The 15,183-nt window shown below is 70.5% G+C and carries 7 protein-coding genes; 2 read left to right on the top strand and 5 right to left on the bottom strand.

The annotated features are described in order from the left end of the window. Positions 1 to 43: 43 nt before the first annotated feature. The 4 genes from AB4112_RS05805 to pepN form a co-directional block, all read right to left on the bottom strand. Positions 44 to 457 carry a YbaN family protein gene (locus tag AB4112_RS05805; protein ID WP_441717682.1) on the bottom strand — a complete coding sequence of 138 codons (414 nt, stop codon included), beginning with the start codon at positions 455 to 457 and terminating at the stop codon, positions 44 to 46. Continuing rightward, positions 444 to 2,189, bottom strand: coding sequence for a thiol reductant ABC exporter subunit CydC (gene cydC / locus AB4112_RS05810; protein WP_441717684.1), 1,746 nt, complete (start codon positions 2,187 to 2,189; stop codon positions 444 to 446). Before cydC ends, AB4112_RS05805 begins: the two co-directional genes overlap by 14 nt. Further along, the gene (gene cydD / locus AB4112_RS05815; protein ID WP_441717686.1) at positions 2,186 to 3,898 is read right to left on the bottom strand and encodes a thiol reductant ABC exporter subunit CydD; all 1,713 of its coding nucleotides are present in this window, start codon (positions 3,896 to 3,898) and stop codon (positions 2,186 to 2,188) included. The genes cydC and cydD overlap by 4 nt, the downstream gene beginning before the upstream one ends. Positions 3,899 to 4,207: 309 nt before the next feature. Beyond that, positions 4,208 to 6,859 carry an aminopeptidase N gene (pepN, locus tag AB4112_RS05820; protein ID WP_441717688.1) on the bottom strand — a complete coding sequence of 884 codons (2,652 nt, stop codon included), beginning with the start codon at positions 6,857 to 6,859 and terminating at the stop codon, positions 4,208 to 4,210. 627 nt (positions 6,860 to 7,486) lie between these two features. Between pepN and AB4112_RS05825 the strand changes: the two genes are divergently transcribed. Then, positions 7,487 to 9,343 (top strand): calcium-binding protein, encoded by a 1,857-nt coding sequence (locus AB4112_RS05825; protein ID WP_441717690.1) that lies wholly within the window; start codon positions 7,487 to 7,489, stop codon positions 9,341 to 9,343. A gap of 93 nt (positions 9,344 to 9,436) precedes the next feature. After that, a complete protein-coding gene (locus tag AB4112_RS05830) occupies positions 9,437 to 12,211 on the top strand; it encodes a beta strand repeat-containing protein (RefSeq protein ID WP_441717692.1) in 2,775 nt (924 codons plus the stop codon). A 43-nt stretch (positions 12,212 to 12,254) separates the two neighbouring features. Here AB4112_RS05830 and AB4112_RS05835 read toward each other — a convergent pair whose 3' ends face one another. Then, complete coding sequence (locus tag AB4112_RS05835; RefSeq protein ID WP_309796183.1) at positions 12,255 to 15,167, bottom strand: phosphoenolpyruvate carboxylase; 2,913 nt, start codon at positions 15,165 to 15,167, stop codon at positions 12,255 to 12,257. Positions 15,168 to 15,183 lie beyond the last annotated feature (16 nt).

Raw genomic sequence — 15,183 nt, forward strand, 5'->3', positions numbered from 1 at the left:
GACAAGCATGTCATGGCTTGCCCATGATCCGGTTAGCTTTTTTTTACTTTCCGGAGACCGCGTTGGGCCGGGTCAGGATATAGAGCACCAGGATCGCGAAGAAGGCGGTGACGCTGCCGATCACCAGCCGCGAATGCACGGTCAGGACGATGATCGCCAGGCTGGTGCCGATGCCGATCACCGCCAGCAGCTTGGCCAGCGGCGGGATCGCGCCGTGCCGCTCCCAGGCCTGCAGCGGCGGCCCGAAGCGGCGATGGGTCAGCAGCCAGTTGTGCAGCCGGGGCGAGGACCGGGCGAAGGCCCACAGCGCCAGGATCATGAAGATCGTGGTCGGCCACAGCGGCACGAACAGGCCGATGATGCCGGCGACGACGCACAGGGCGCCGAAGACCTGCAGGACCAGGCGCAGCACCGCGGGGCCGAAAGCGCCGACCGGCTGCCGGTCAGACCGCGACATGGCGCTTCGCCCGCACCGGCAGGGCTGCGTCCAGGACGTCGGCCGGCACGCCCTGCACCGCGATGCGGCCTTCGGCCATCAGCACCGCGCTCTCGGCCAGGCGCAGCAGCGCCGGCCGGTGGGTGATCACCAGCGTGGTGCGGCCGGCCGTCAGCCGGTCCAGCGCATCGATGATCTGGTCCTCGGTCTCGCCGTCCAGCCCTTCGGTCGGCTCGTCCAGCACCAGGATCGGCGCGTCCTTCAGGATGCAGCGGGCCAGGGCGATGCGTCGGGCCTGGCCGCCGGAGGCCTGGATGCCGGCCTCGCCGACCCAGGTGTCCAGGCCGCGCGGCAGGGTGGCGACCCAGCCGGCCAGCCCGGCCGCCTCGACCGCCGCGGCCAGGGTGGCGTCGTCGGCCTCGGGCGCGCCGATCAGCAGGTTGTCGCGGATGGTGCCGGCGAAGATCTGGCTGCGCTGCGAGAGATAGGCGACGCGGCGCCAGATCTCGGCCTGGGGCAGGGCGCGCAGGTCGGTGCCGCCGAGGGTGATGCTGCCGGCATCGGGGTCGCGGAAGCGCAGGATCAAAGCGGCCAGGGTGCTCTTGCCGCTGCCGCTGGGCCCCAGCACCGCGACCCGCTGGCCCTCCGCCAGCACCAGGTCGATGCCGGTCAGCGCCGCCCGGTCGCCGGGACGATAGCGGTAGGCGACATCGGACAGGACCAGGGTGTTGCCCATGGGGGCGGCCGCGGGCGTCGCCGGGTCGCGCACCAGCGGCTCCAGCGCCGCGAAGTCGAGCAGCCGGCGCGCGGCGGCGCGGGTGCGGCCGAGATTCTGGAAGGCCAGCGGCAGCGGCACCAGCGCGTCGAACAGCGCCAGCGCGCCCAGCATCATCAGCGCCACCGCTGGCCCCGGCAGCACCCCGGCGGCGACGCCGGCCACGCCCAGCGCCAGGATCGCAAGTGCCGCCAGCTGCCCGGCCAGGCCGGACAGCGCGGTCGAGATGCCGGACAGCCGGGCCATGCGCCGCTGCGCCGCCATCAGCGTCTCGTTGTCGCCCAGCACCGCCTCGGCATGGCGGCCGTCGGCCTGGTAGACCTTCAACTCGGCCAGGCCCTGCACGCCCTCGACGATGCGGGTGCGCAGCCGGGCGGTGGCCGCGGCGATGGCCTGGCCGGGGGTGGCGCCGATCCGGCGCATCGCCAGCGGTAGGGCGATGCCGACCAGCAGCGCCAGCACCACCACGATCGCGGCGGCGGCCGGGGCCAGCCACAGCAGCACGCCGCCGACCAGCAGCACGGCGATGCCGGCGACGATGCTGGGCACGATGACACGCAGATAGATGGCGTCGAGCGAGTCGACATCGGCGGTCATGCGGTTCAAGAGGTCGCCGCCGCGCTGCTCCTCCAGCCGCGCCGGGGCCAGCGGGATGGCGGCGCGGAACAGCCAGACGCGCAAGCCCGCCAGGAAGCGGAAGGTGGCGTCATGCGTCACCAGCCGCTCGGCGTAGCGCGACCCGGTGCGCAGCACGGCGAAGCCGCGGATGCCGGCTGACGGGCTGGTGAAGTTGAAGGCGAGGGCGGTCGCCGTGGTGGCGCCGGCCACGGCCGAGGCGGCGATGAACCAGCCGGACAGCACCAGCAGGCCGATGCCGGCCAGGGCGGTGACGATGGCCAGGACCAGGCCCAGCACCATCTGCCGCCGCTGCGGCCGGGCCATGCGCAGAATGGCGCGGAGGGGGCGCTTCTCCATCATGCCGCCTCCGCCTGGACGCGGCCCTGGTCGAGCAGGATGCGGCGGTCGGCGATCGCCATCGCCGCCGGGCTGTGCGTCGCCACGATGGCGGTGCGGCCGCGGGCGAGGCGGCGGATCGACTCCAGGATCTCGGCCTCGGTGTCGCGGTCGAGCGACGCGGTGGGTTCGTCCAGCAGCACCAGCGGCGCGTCCTTCAGGAAGGCGCGGGCCAGGGCGATGCGCTGGGCCTGGCCGCCGGACAGGCCGATGCCACGCTCGCCGACCGGGGTGTCCAGGCCCTGGGGCAGGGCGGCCGCGAACTCCGTCACCCGCGCCTCGGCTGCGGCGCGGTCGACCGCCGCGTCGTCGGCATCGGGCCGGCCGAGGCGGATGTTGTCGCGCAGGGTGCCGTGGAACAGCACCGGCGCCTGGCCGATCCAGGCGATGTGGCGGCGCAGATCCTCCGGGTCGATGTCGGCGAGGTCGATGCCGTTGACCAGGACCCGGCCGCTGTCCGGGCTGCGGAAGCCGAGCAGCAGCGACAGCAGGGTCGACTTGCCGGCGCCGCTCATGCCCACCAGGGCGACATGGTCGCCGGGCGCGATGCGCAGGCTGACGCCCTCGACCGCGCTGCGGGTGCCGCCGTCGAAGGCGACCGAGACGTCGTCGAACACGATCTCCAGCTCGCCCGACGGCATCGGCGCGCGGCCGGTGGGGGCCTCGTCCGCCCCGTCGAGGATCTCGGCCAGGCCTTCGGCGGCGCCGATCGCCGCCACCCGGTCGTGGTAATAGGCGGCCAGCAGCCGCAGCGGCTGGAAGAAGTCCGGCGCCATCAGCAGCACGAACAGGCCGCTGAACAGCGTCAACTCCGGCGCGGTGCCCCAGCCGATCCGCCCGATCAGGCCGAAGCCGACATAGGTGGCGACGATGGCGACCGCGACCGAGGCGAAGAACTCCAGGCTGGCCGAGGACAGGAAGGCGATGCGCAGCACCCGCATGGTGCGGTCGCGGAAGGCGTCGGCGGCCTGGGCGATGTTGTCGACCTCGGCCTCGGCCCGGCCGAACAGCCGCAGCGTGGTCAGCCCCTGCAGCCGGTCGAGGAAATAGCTGCTCATCCGCGCCAGGGTGCGGAACTGCTTGCGGCTTTCATCCGCCGCCTTCATGCCGATCAGCGCCATGAACAGCGGCACGAAGGGGCCGGCGATTGTCAGGATGACACCGGAGACCCAGTCGACCGGATAGACGGCGACCAGGATCAGGATCGGCAGGATCATCGCCACCCGGCTCTGCGGCAGGAAGCGGGCGTAATAGCCGTCCAGCGCCTCGACCCGCTCGATCAGGGTGACCGCGATGTCGCCGGTCTGCCGCTCCGCCCGCCACGCCGGGCCGAGGGCGTGCAGCCGGTCGAGGATCTGCCGCCGCAGCCGGGTCTTGACCCCGGTCGCCGCCACCGCGCCCAGCGCCTCGGACGCCCAGGCGGCGCCGGCGCGCAGCAGCGCCACCGCCAGCAGGGCCGCGAACAGCGGCCACAGGCCGGACAGGGCCGCGCCGTCCATCACCGCGCGCTGCAGGATCCAGGCGATCAGCCCGGCCTGGGCGACGCCGCACAGCCCCTGGGCGATGCCGGCCGCCGCGGTCAGCACGATCGGCCCACGCGCCAGTCCGGCCTGGCGCTTCAGCCAGCGGCCGGCGGCGCGGTCGTCGATCGGTCGGGACGGGGTCGGGGCCAAGGGGACGATGCTCCGGATAATGCCACTGCGAGGTAGAGCGCCCGCCCGGCCGGGTCAACGGCACGAAGTGAAGCAGCTGTTTCGCGCCGGCGAAGAAAGCGCATTTCGGACCATAGCGACATCCCCGACTTCGCGGGGGTCTCTTCGCCTCATCCCTTCGGCCAGGAGCGGGGCCAGGTTACCTTCTTCTTGTCATGCCACGGCTTGACCGTGGCATCCAGGGGCGGCCAGAGCAGCTCTCCGTGGCCCCTGGATTGCCCGGTCAAGCCGGGCAACGACAGGAAGCGAAAGGCCGTTCCGAACCCGGCCTCAGGCCCGGCTCTTGGCCGCGATCTCGTAGACGTCGCGCGACAGGTCGGGCGTAGCCAGGATGCGGTCCAGCTGGGCCTGCATCGCCGCCTGGCGGCCGGGATCGTGGCGCTGCCAGCGGCCCAGCGGCACCAGGATGCGCGCCGCCAGCTGCGGGTTGGCGGCGTTCAGCGCCAGCACCTGGTCGGCCAGGAAGGCATAGCCGGCGCCGTCCGCGGCGTGGAAGTGCAGCGGGTTGCCCATCGCGAGGCTGGAGATCAGCGCCCGCGCCCGGTTGGGGTTGCGCAGGGTGAAGGCGGGGTGCCGGGTCAGCGCCCGGATCGCATCGAGCGTGCCGGGCAGCGACGAGGTGGCCTGCAGCGCGAACCACTTGTCGATCACCAGCGGCTCGTCCTGCCAGCGGTCATAGAAATCCTGCAGCACCTGGGCCCGTTCCGGGATGTCGCGGTCGCGCAGCACGGTCAGCGCCGCCAGCACATCGGTCATGGTCTGGGCGCCGCGCGCCTGGGCCAGAACCAGCGCCGTCGCCTCGGCATCGTCCCGCAGCAGGCCGAGATACGACAGGGCGGCGTTCTTCAGGGCCCGCTTGCCGACGGCGGCGGCCGAGACGTCGAACGGCCCGTGATCGTCATTGGCCCGGTAGACCGCCAGCAGCCGGTCGCGCAGCGCGGTGGCGACGGCCAGCCGCGCCGCCTCGCGCACCGCATGGATGCCCTCGACATCGATCACTCGCATCTGGTCGGCCAGGAAGGATTCGCCGGGCAGGGCGGTCGCCTCGGCGATGAAGGCGGCGTCCAGCGCGGGGTCGTCCAGCAGCCGGCCGATGGCGGCGACGAACTCGGCATCCAGGCGCCAATCCTGCCCGGCCTTCCGCGCCGCCACGCCCTCCAGCAGCAGCTGGGTCGCCAACTGCTGCCCGGCCTCCCAGCGGTTGAACGGGTCGCTGTCATGGGCGAACAGGAAGGCCAGCCGGTCGCGCGGCTGCGGCGCCAGCTTGATCGGGGCCGAGAAGCCGCGGAACAGCGACGGCACCGGCCGCGCGGCCAGCCCGTCGAAGTCGAAGCGCTGTTCCGCCGCGGTCAGAGACAGCACACGGGTGCCGGCGGCGGGCGCGGCCTCGCCGGCCAGCCGCACCGGCAGGTCGCGGCCTTGCGCGTCGAGCAGGCCGAGCGCGAAGGGGATGTGCAGCGGCTGCTTGTCCGGCTGACCCGGCGTCGGGCCGGTCGACTGGCGCAGCGTCAGGCTGTAGCGTCCGGCGGCGTCGTCCCAGCTGTCCTCGACCACGATCTCCGGCGTACCGGCCTGGGAGTACCAGCGCCGGAACAGCTTGAGGTCGGTGCCGCTGGCATCCTCCATCGCCGCCACGAAGTTCTCGCAGGTCGCGGCCTGGCCGTCATGGCGCTCGACATAGAGATCCATGCCCTTCCGGTACCGCTCCGGCCCGATCAGGGTGTGGATCATGCGGATGACCTCGGCGCCCTTCTCGTAGACCGTGGGGGTGTAGAAGTTGTTGATCTCGATGTAGCTCTCGGGCCGGATCGGATGGGCGATCGGCCCGCCATCCTCCGGGAACTGGATGGCGCGCAGGCGGCGGACATCGGTGATGCGCTGCACCGGCCGGCTGTTCATGTCGCCGGAGAATTCCTGGTCGCGGAAGACGGTCAGCCCTTCCTTCAGCGACAGCTGGAACCAGTCGCGGCAGGTGATGCGGTTGCCGGTCCAGTTGTGGAAGTACTCATGCGCCACCACCGATTCCACGCGCTGGAAATCGCCGTCGGTGGCGGTCTCGCGGCTGGCCAGGACCAGGGCGGTGTTGAAGATGTTGAGGCCCTTGTTCTCCATCGCCCCCATGTTGAAGTCGGAGACGGCGACGATCATGAACAGGTCGAGATCGTATTCGAAGCCATAGACCTGCTCGTCCCAGGCCATCGATGCCTTCAGCGCCCGCATGGCGTGGTCGACCTTGGTGTGGTCGCCGCGGCGGGTGAAGATCTTCAGCGCGATGTCGCGGCCGGAGCGGGTGGTGAAGCTGTCCTCGACCGCCACCAGATCGCCGGCCACCAGGGCGAACAGGTAGGACGGCTTGGGGAACGGGTCCTCCCACTTCGCCCGGTGCCGGCCGCCCCCGAGGTCGGTGATCTCGACCGGGTTGCCGTTCGACAGCAGCACCGGGTACTTCGCCTTGTCCGCCACGATGGTGGTGGTGTAGCGGGCCAGGATGTCCGGCCGGTCGAGATAATAGGTGATGTGGCGGAAGCCCTCGGCCTCGCACTGGGTGCAGAAATTGCCGCCCGAGGTGTACAGCCCCTGCATCGTGGTGTTCTGCTGCGGCGCGATCTCGGTGGTGATGTCGAGGGTGAAGACGCCGGGCAGGTCGGTCACGGTCAGGTGTTCGGCATCGACCGTGTAGCGGTTGGCGCCCAGGGCCTCGCCGTCCAGCGCGATCCCGGTCAGCTTCAGATCCTGCCCGTCCAGCACCAGTGGCGCCGCGGGGTCGGACGTCGCCGGGTTGCGCCGCATGGTCAGGCGCGACGTCACCGTGGCCCCGTCCTCGCGCAGGTCGAAGGCCAGGTCGACCGCATCGATCAGGAAGTCCGGCAGCCGGTAGTCGGCGAGGCGGATGGTGCGCGGGGGCGTGCTGGAATCGGGCATGGTCTCGATCATCGCTGGGGCGGTTGATCCGTTCTAGAGCAGTCCGGCCGATGGCGGAAGGATGGGGTGATCCGCTCCCGACACCAGGTCGCGGGGGCGACCGTTCAACGAGAATAAACCGGTATGCCGGGGCTGGAATTCATGCCGGGGCAGGATTATTGTCGGGGCGAACTGGTCCCCAGATTTGCAGAGGCGCCCCATCCGATCCGGGCGGGCGTTTCCGGCCGGCGTGCCGATGGTACCTTGGGATCTGATAGATAAAGAAATGTCTTTTTTAATCTAAAATAATTGAAATAGGGGGAGATGAAGATGTCTGATCCACTTCCGTCGGTCCTCGACGTCAGCAACTATGCCATCGGCCCGGATGGGGCTGGCGTGACGATATACTGGGATTTTATGTCCCTGGCTTCGATAGTAATCGATATCGAGTATACGGTACAGTATTTATATTTCAATGGAAGCAGTGACGATATAGGATACTACCACGTTTGGTTTAGTACATTTGATGGGCAAACCTATACAGACTATTCAGTGGTTGAAAATTTTATTCTCACGGATGGGAATGACCGTGTCAACGCGGCGGTTCACGGGGCTCTTACCGTGTATGGCATGGGCGGCGACGACATCTTGACGGCCTCGATCTTCCTCGACGGGGGCGATGGCAACGACTCGCTGACCGGGGCCGGAACCATGATCGGCGGCAACGGCGATGACGTGTTCCACATCAACGCCGGGGGCGGCGGCCTGATGATCGGCGGCGACGGCATCGATACGGTCGACTACAGCCGTTATGGCAGCAGCATCACCGTCGACCTCGCGGCCGGGACGGGGACCTACAGTGGGCTCAGCAGCATCGAGAACGTGTTGGGCACGGGGTTTGCCGACGTCCTGACCGGAAGCAGCGCCGCGAATGCGCTGACCGGCGGGGCCGGCGACGACGTCCTGTCCGGGGGCGCGGGCGCCGACCATTTGGATGGCGGCGACGGGACCGACACGGCGGACTACGACCCCGATCCCGGCCACAACACGGTCGGCGTGACGGTGGATCTGGCGGCAGGCACCGCCAGCGGTGGCAATGCCCAGGGCGACGTCCTGGTCGGCATCGAGAACCTCGCCGGCACCGCCTATGCCGACACGCTGACCGGCGATGCCGGGGCCAACAGCCTGTGGGGGCGGGACGGCAACGATGTGCTCAACGGTGGCCTCGGCAACGACGTGCTCTACGGCGACGCCGGGGCCGACTCCCTGCTCGGCGGCGATGGCGACGATACGCTGGCCGGTGGCGCCGGCGGCGACGTCATGGATGGCGGCAGCGGCACCGACGTGGCGAATTATGCCGCGGCGCTGGCCGGCGTGACACTGAACCTCGCCACTGGGCTCGGGACCGGCGGGGACGCCCTGGGCGACAGCTACACCAGCATCGAGAACGTGCTGGGCTCGGCCTTCGCCGACGCGATCACCGGCGACAATGGGGCGAACCGGCTCGATGGCGATGCTGGGAATGATGTGCTGCAAGGTGGCGGCGGTGCCGATACCCTGATCGGCGGCGCCGGCTTCGACATCGCCGACTACGGCGCTTCGGCGTCGGCGGTGACCATCGACATGGGGACTTCGGCCAACAGCGGCGGCGATGCCCTGGGCGATATCCTGATCGGGATCGAGGCTGTCGGCGGGTCGAACCTCGCTGATGTCCTGACCGGGGATACCGGCGCCAACACGATCTGGGGCCGCGCCGGCAACGACCTGCTCAGCGGCGCCGCCGGCAACGACACGCTCTATGGCGAGAGCGGCGTCGAYACGCTGGCCGGCGGCGATGGCGACGATGTGCTGGTCGGCGGCGCCGGGGCCGATGTGCTGAACGGCGGCAGCGGCAGCGACACCGTCCACTACGCCGCCTCCGCGGCGGCGGTGCGGGTCAACCTCCTCACCGGCAGCGGGGCCGGCGGCGATGCGGCCGGGGACAGCTACAGCGGCGTCGAGAATGTGGTGGGCTCGGCCTTCGCCGACCAGATCATCGGCGATGGCGGCGCCAACCGGCTTGCGGGCGCGGCCGGGGCGGACCAGCTCTACACCAGCGGCGGCAACGATGTGGTCGACGGCGGCGACGGCAACGACCTGATCGTCGGTGGCGGCGGCGCCGATGTGCTCAAGGGCGGCACCGGGGCCGACAGCTTCACTTATGGCGCGGTGACCGACAGCACCGTGGCGGCGGCCGGGCGGGACGCCATCGTCGACTTCTCGCATGCCGAGGGTGACCGCATCGACCTCTCCCTGATCGACGCCGACGGCAACGCCGCCAACGGCAACACCGCCTTCAGCTTCCTCGGCGGCGGCGCCTTCACCGGCGCCGGGCACGAGCTGCGGATGGCGGTGATCGGCGGGGTCCAGGTGGTCCAGGCGGACCTGACCGGCGACAAGGTGCCGGACATGCAGATCAACGTCACCAGCGCCACCGCCCTGGTGGCCGGCGACTTCGTGCTCTGACCGATTTTCGGTCCGGCGCGGCACTCCGGGGACCCCGGCAGTGCCGCCCCGACGGGCGGCATTTTTTTCGAATCCATTTGAAGGGGGGCGGCGATGGCCACCATCACGGGGACGAACGGTAGCGACTTTCTCGAAGGCGGCGGCGGCGACGATCTGATCATCGGCCTGGACGCGGGCGACACGCTGATCGGCGGCAATGGCAACGACGTGCTCCGCGGCGGCGCCGGCGCGGATCTGCTGGTCGGCGGAAACGGCATCGACACCGCCGACTACAGCGACCTGACCACCGGCATCACGCTCGACCTGCGCGGTTTCGCCAGCGACGGCGACCGGTTGAGCGAGATCGAGAATGCGATCGGCTCCGCCTTCGCCGATGTGCTGCTCGGTTCCTCCGGCGCCAATGTCCTCGACGGCGGAGGCGGCGACGACGTCCTGACAGGAGGCGGCGGGGCCGATGCGTTGATCGGCGGCGCCGGCCTCGACACGGCGGATTACAGCGCCTCCAAGGCCGCCGTGGTTCTGGATCTCGCTGGAACGGGGACGGTCGGGGACGCCCTGGGCGATGTGTTCAACGGCATCGAGCAGGTGCGCGGATCCGCCTTCGACGACCAGCTCACGGGCGATAGCGGCGCGAATGTCCTCATCGGCTCCAGCGGGAACGACACCCTCTCGGGCGGCGATGGCGACGACCGGCTGGTCGGGGGTGTGGGCGCGGATGCGCTGTCCGGCGGCAACGGTGTGGACACCGCGGACTACACCGCATCCTCGGGCGTGGTCGTCAACCTGGCGACCGGCACCGGGACTGCCGGCGACGCGGCCGGCGACACCTATTCGGGCATCGAGAACGTCCTGGGCTCTGCTTTCTGGGACACGCTGACCGGCACCGCTGCCGCCAATGTGCTGAATGGCGGTGCCGGGGACGACATCCTGATAGGGGGCGCCGGCGCGGACCAGCTGATCGGCGGCGACGGCTTCGACACCGCGGATTACAGCGCCTCCGCGGCGGGCATCGTGCTCAACATCACATCGTCGGGTGGCAGTGGCGGCGACGCCCAGGGCGACGTGCTGAGCGGGATCGAGGCGGTGATCGGAACCGCCTTCGCCGACACGCTGACCGGCAATGCCGCCGCCAACATCCTCACCGGCGGGGCTGGTGACGATACGCTGGTCGGCGCGGCCGGCGACGACAGCCTGATCGGTGGTGCCGGTGGCGACGCGCTGGCTGGTGGGGCCGGCAGCGATCGCCTGACGGGTGACGCCGGTGACGACACGCTGGCTGGCGGGGACGGCGATGACATCCTGATCGGCGGCGCCGGTGCCGACGGCCTCGACGGCGGCGCCGGCGTCGACTGGGCCGATTACAGCGGCGCGGCCGGCTCGGTGGCGGTCAACCTCGCGGTCGGCCAGGGATCGGCCGGCGATGCCACGGGCGACACCCTGACCGCGATCGAGAATATCCTCGGGGGCGCCCTGGCCGACACCCTGGTCGGCGACGCCGGGGTCAATGTGCTGGACGGCGCGGCGGGCGACGACATCCTCATCGGCGGCGATGGCAACGACGTCCTCTTCGGCGGGGCCGGCGCCGACCATCTGGACGGTGGGGCGGGCATCGACCTTGTGGATTACGATGCCGATCCCGCTCACAATTCGGCCGGCGTGACGGTCGATCTCGGGGCTGGGACGGCGTCGGGCGGGAATGCCCAGGGCGACGTGCTGATCGGCATCGAGAATCTCGGCGGCACCGCCTACAGCGACACGTTCACCGGCGATGCCGGTATCAACACGCTGTGGGGCCAGGGCGGCGCCGATGTGCTCAGCGGCGATGCCGGCAACGACACGCTCTACGGCGGCAGCGGCTTCGACACGCTGGCCGGCGGCGACGGCGATGATGTGCTGATCGGCGGCACCGAAGGCGATTCGCTGAACGGCGGCGCCGGCATCGATCGGGCGGACTACGGAGCATCCGGCAGCGGCGTTACGATCAATCTCGCGACCAACTCCAACTCCGGCGTCGATGCCAGTGGTGACAGCCTGTTCGGGATCGAAACTGTCGGCGGATCCGCCTTCGCCGATACCCTGACCGGGGATGCCGGCGCCAACACGCTGCGGGGGCGCGACGACAATGACACCCTCAGCGGCGACGCGGGCAACGACACGCTCTATGGCGAGAACGGCGCGGATACGCTGGCCGGCGGTGACGGAGACGACGTGCTGGTCGGCGCCGCCGGGGCCGATGTGCTGAACGGCGGCAGCGGCAGCGACACCGTCCACTATGCCGCCTCGGCGGCGGTGGTGCGGGTCAACCTCATCACCGGCAGCGGGGCCGGCGGCGATGCGGCCGGGGACAGCTACGGCGGCGTCGAGAACGTGGTGGGCTCGGCCTTCGCCGACCAGATCATCGGCGATGGCGGCGCCAACCGGCTTGCGGGCGCGGCCGGGGCGGACCAGCTCTACGCCAGCGGCGGCAACGATGTGGTCGACGGCGGCGACGGCAACGACCTGATCGTCGGGGGCGGCGGCGCCGATGTGCTCAAAGGCAGCACCGGGACCGACAGCTTCACCTACACTGGGGTGACCGACAGCACTGTGGTGTCGGCCGGGCGGGATGCCATCGTCGACTTCTCGCATGCCGAGGGCGACCGCATCGACCTCTCCGCGATCGACGCCGACGGCAACGCGGCCAACGGCAACACCGCCTTCACCTTCCTCGGCGGCGGCGCCTTCACCGGCGCCGGGCATGAGCTGCGGGTGGCGGTCAGCGGCGGGGTCCAGGTGGTCCTGGTGGACCTGACCGGCGACAAGGTGCCGGACATGCAGATCAACGTCACCAGCGCCACCGCCCTGGTGGCCGGCGACTTCGTGCTTTGAGAAGCACGCGGATGGCGGGGTCTCTCCCGCCATCCGCGCTCTATCAGCCGAAGAAGCCGGTCCGGTGCACCACCGCGGCCGAGACCCGGCGGACCAGGCCGTAGAGCTGGCGCATCGGCCGGAAGATGCGCTCGTTCTCGAACTGGTAGTTCTGGCTCTCGTCCGAGCGGTAGGTCGCGGCCTCGCCGAAATCGGCCACCGCGATGGTGTCCTCGGTCAGCGGGAAGATCTCCTCCAGCGACGTCATCGCCGGCAGCACGTCGAGATGCAGCACGCGGGCGATCACCTGCTTCAGCGTCAGGTTGTGCCGGCTGGAGAATTCCGGGATCCGCATCGCCAGCAGGAAGATCTCCTGGATCAGCGCCAGCCGCACCGCGTGCAGCACGGCCAGCGCGTCGCGGGTGGCGGCGTCGGCATGCGGCGCCTCGTCCGTCACCCCCTCCAGCCCGTCGCGCAGCAGCTGGAAGTCCTTGTGCAGGGCGCGGAACACCCGGCTCTGCCGCTCCCACACCGGCATCGGCTCGAGATGGCCGGACAGAGCCAGCATGCGGTCGGCCAGCTCGCGGTCGCCGGTGGCGGCGGCGCGGGTGATCCAGGCGCCGGGGTCGAGCGCGTCGATATAGCCCTTCATCGCCGCCGGGTTGCTGATCGAGGCGCCATAGGTGACGATGCCGATCAGCTGCCGGAAGCGGTGCGAGCTGCCGTACAGCTCGCGGAACCGCTCCGGGTCCTTGGCGATGGCGGCGCCGGCGCCGCCGACGCTGTTGGCCAGCAGGCCGAGCTGCATCAGGATCGCGTTGTGCGGGATGGCCCGCAGCTGCGACGGCATGGCGTGGTCCAGCTCGCTCGGGTCCTCGTGCTGCCGCTTGGTGGCGCGGCTGCCGGACGGGAACAGCAGGTTCGGCCCCAGCGCCTGCAGCAGCACGCCGTAATCGCGGCTCTCCATCAGCCGGACCTGGAACTCCTTCACCGTGGTGAAGAACTCCCTGATATAGGCGCCCTCATCGTAGAACGGGTCGTCGGCGACCTTGCCGTCGCGGCCGTCCGGGATCTCGCGCAGCACATGCTCGACGATGCGGGTGATGACGGCATAGGCCAGGTCGGGATGGGCGAAGTACAGGTAGCCGTCGCCGCCCTGGAAGCTGACCTCCTGTTTGAACCGCACCCCCTGCTCGGCCATGAAGGCGCGGGTGGCCGGCGGGTCGACATAGGTCAGCCGGTCGGCGATGCCGCCGGGATGGCAGCCGCGGCCGATGGACTCGCCATGGGTGTCGAAGATCAGCAGCTGCACGTCGGGCAGCCCGGCCTTGGCGATCACCCGGGTCAGCCGCAGCCGCAGCCGCTCGATCGAGGCGCTGGCCGGGGGCTGGCCGAGATAGCGGCCGGCGTCGGAGTACCCGGTCTGGACGCAGACCCGGCCGCGCCGCCGGATATAGTCGCGGTAATGCGGGTTCTCCAGCAGCTGCTCGATGATGCGGCTGCCGTTCTCCAGCGCCTTCTCGGTCTCGAACAGCGGCGAGATGTCGACCATGCCGTCGACCCCGAACAGCCGGGCGTAGTACAGCGCGGTCAGGCAGGTCAGCGCGCTCTCGCTCTCGGCGATCAGGAAGCGGATCGGGGCCGAGCTGTCGTTGTACTTCAAGAGCTGGGCCAGCAGCATGAACAGCCGCTTGACCGAGGTGCGCTCGGCCAGCATCGAGCCGAAATTCACCGTCACCGGCTCGACCGCGTCGAGCAGCGCGTTCAGCCGGTCGAGATAGGATTGGCGGTAGCGCGGGTCGTTGGGGTCGGACACCATGCCGACCGCCTTGCGGATGGCGTTGTGCACCTGGGTGGCGTTGATCCGGACATGGCTGTGCGCGGCGCCCAGCCCATGGGTCGCCAGCTCGGCCCGCAGCAGGCAGAAGCGGCGCGACAGGGCGTCGTCGTCGGTGCGCTCCAGCGCGCGGTCGACGATGGCGATCAGGCTGGCCGCCTCGGTCAGGCGCAGCGCCTGGCCGGCATGGATGCGCTGGCTGATGACGCGGATCTGCTCGCGCCCCGCGGCCGAGCCGGGATCGGCGACGGCGAAGGCGGCGACCTCGTCGCGGATCTGGGCGATGGCCAGGGCCACCCGGCTCTCCAGCAGGTCCAGCGTCTCCACCAGGTCGGTGCGGCCGCGCGGCAGCTGGCCCCGGATCGCTCGCACCTCGGCCAGATAGTGGTCGAGCTGCGCCGCCTGGACCAGCAGCCGCTTGTGCAGCGTGTCGGTCCAGCGGATGTCGGAGCGGCCGTCGAGGTCGTAGCCGACCCAGGTGGCCAGGGTGATCAACCGCGGCGTCAGGCTGCGCCAATCCTCGGGATAGGCCTCGCGGGCGACGTCGAGCAGGATGCCCCAGGCCCGGCCCAGCGCGGCCCGGGCATTGCCGATGGCGTCGAGCGACAGCGCATGCTCGCGCGCCAGGGTCAGGTCCTCGTCCGGCCGGTGCTCGGCGGCGCCGACGCGGGCCAGCAGGGCGGCCCTGGCCTCGTCGGTCAGGGCCTCGCCGTCGACGGTGCGGCCGGCGGCCAGCAGCGCCAGGTCGGCCATCAGGGCGCCGGACAGGTTGAAGGTGGGGTGGGCGGTGAAGACGGCGCCGAAGGCCTCGCTCTCGACCCGGCGGCGGAAGTCGGCGAAGGGCACGGTTGCGCCCTGCGCATCCCGGGTCAGCGCCTGGAACAGCGCGTGCAGCTTGGCATCGTTGACGTCGGGCGCGGTCTCGCCGAGATAGCGGCCCAGCCGGGCGGCGCGGTGGCTGAAGCCTTCGAGGGTGAGGTGGCCGATCAGCCCCTCGACATCGGTATAGCCGAGCTTGCCGTCGCCCAGGCGGCGCGACAGCTCCAGGGCCAGATGCTGGATCGGGTTGGCGAACGGGTCCTCGCGCTGGGACTTCTCGTACCGCTTCAGCAGCTGCGTCAGCTCGCGGGCGAGGGGCATCGTCCGATCCTCCTGG

It is taken from the genome of Inquilinus sp. 2KB_23 (genome assembly GCF_052115705.1).
Lineage (GTDB): Bacteria > Pseudomonadota > Alphaproteobacteria > DSM-16000 > Inquilinaceae > Inquilinus > Inquilinus ginsengisoli_A.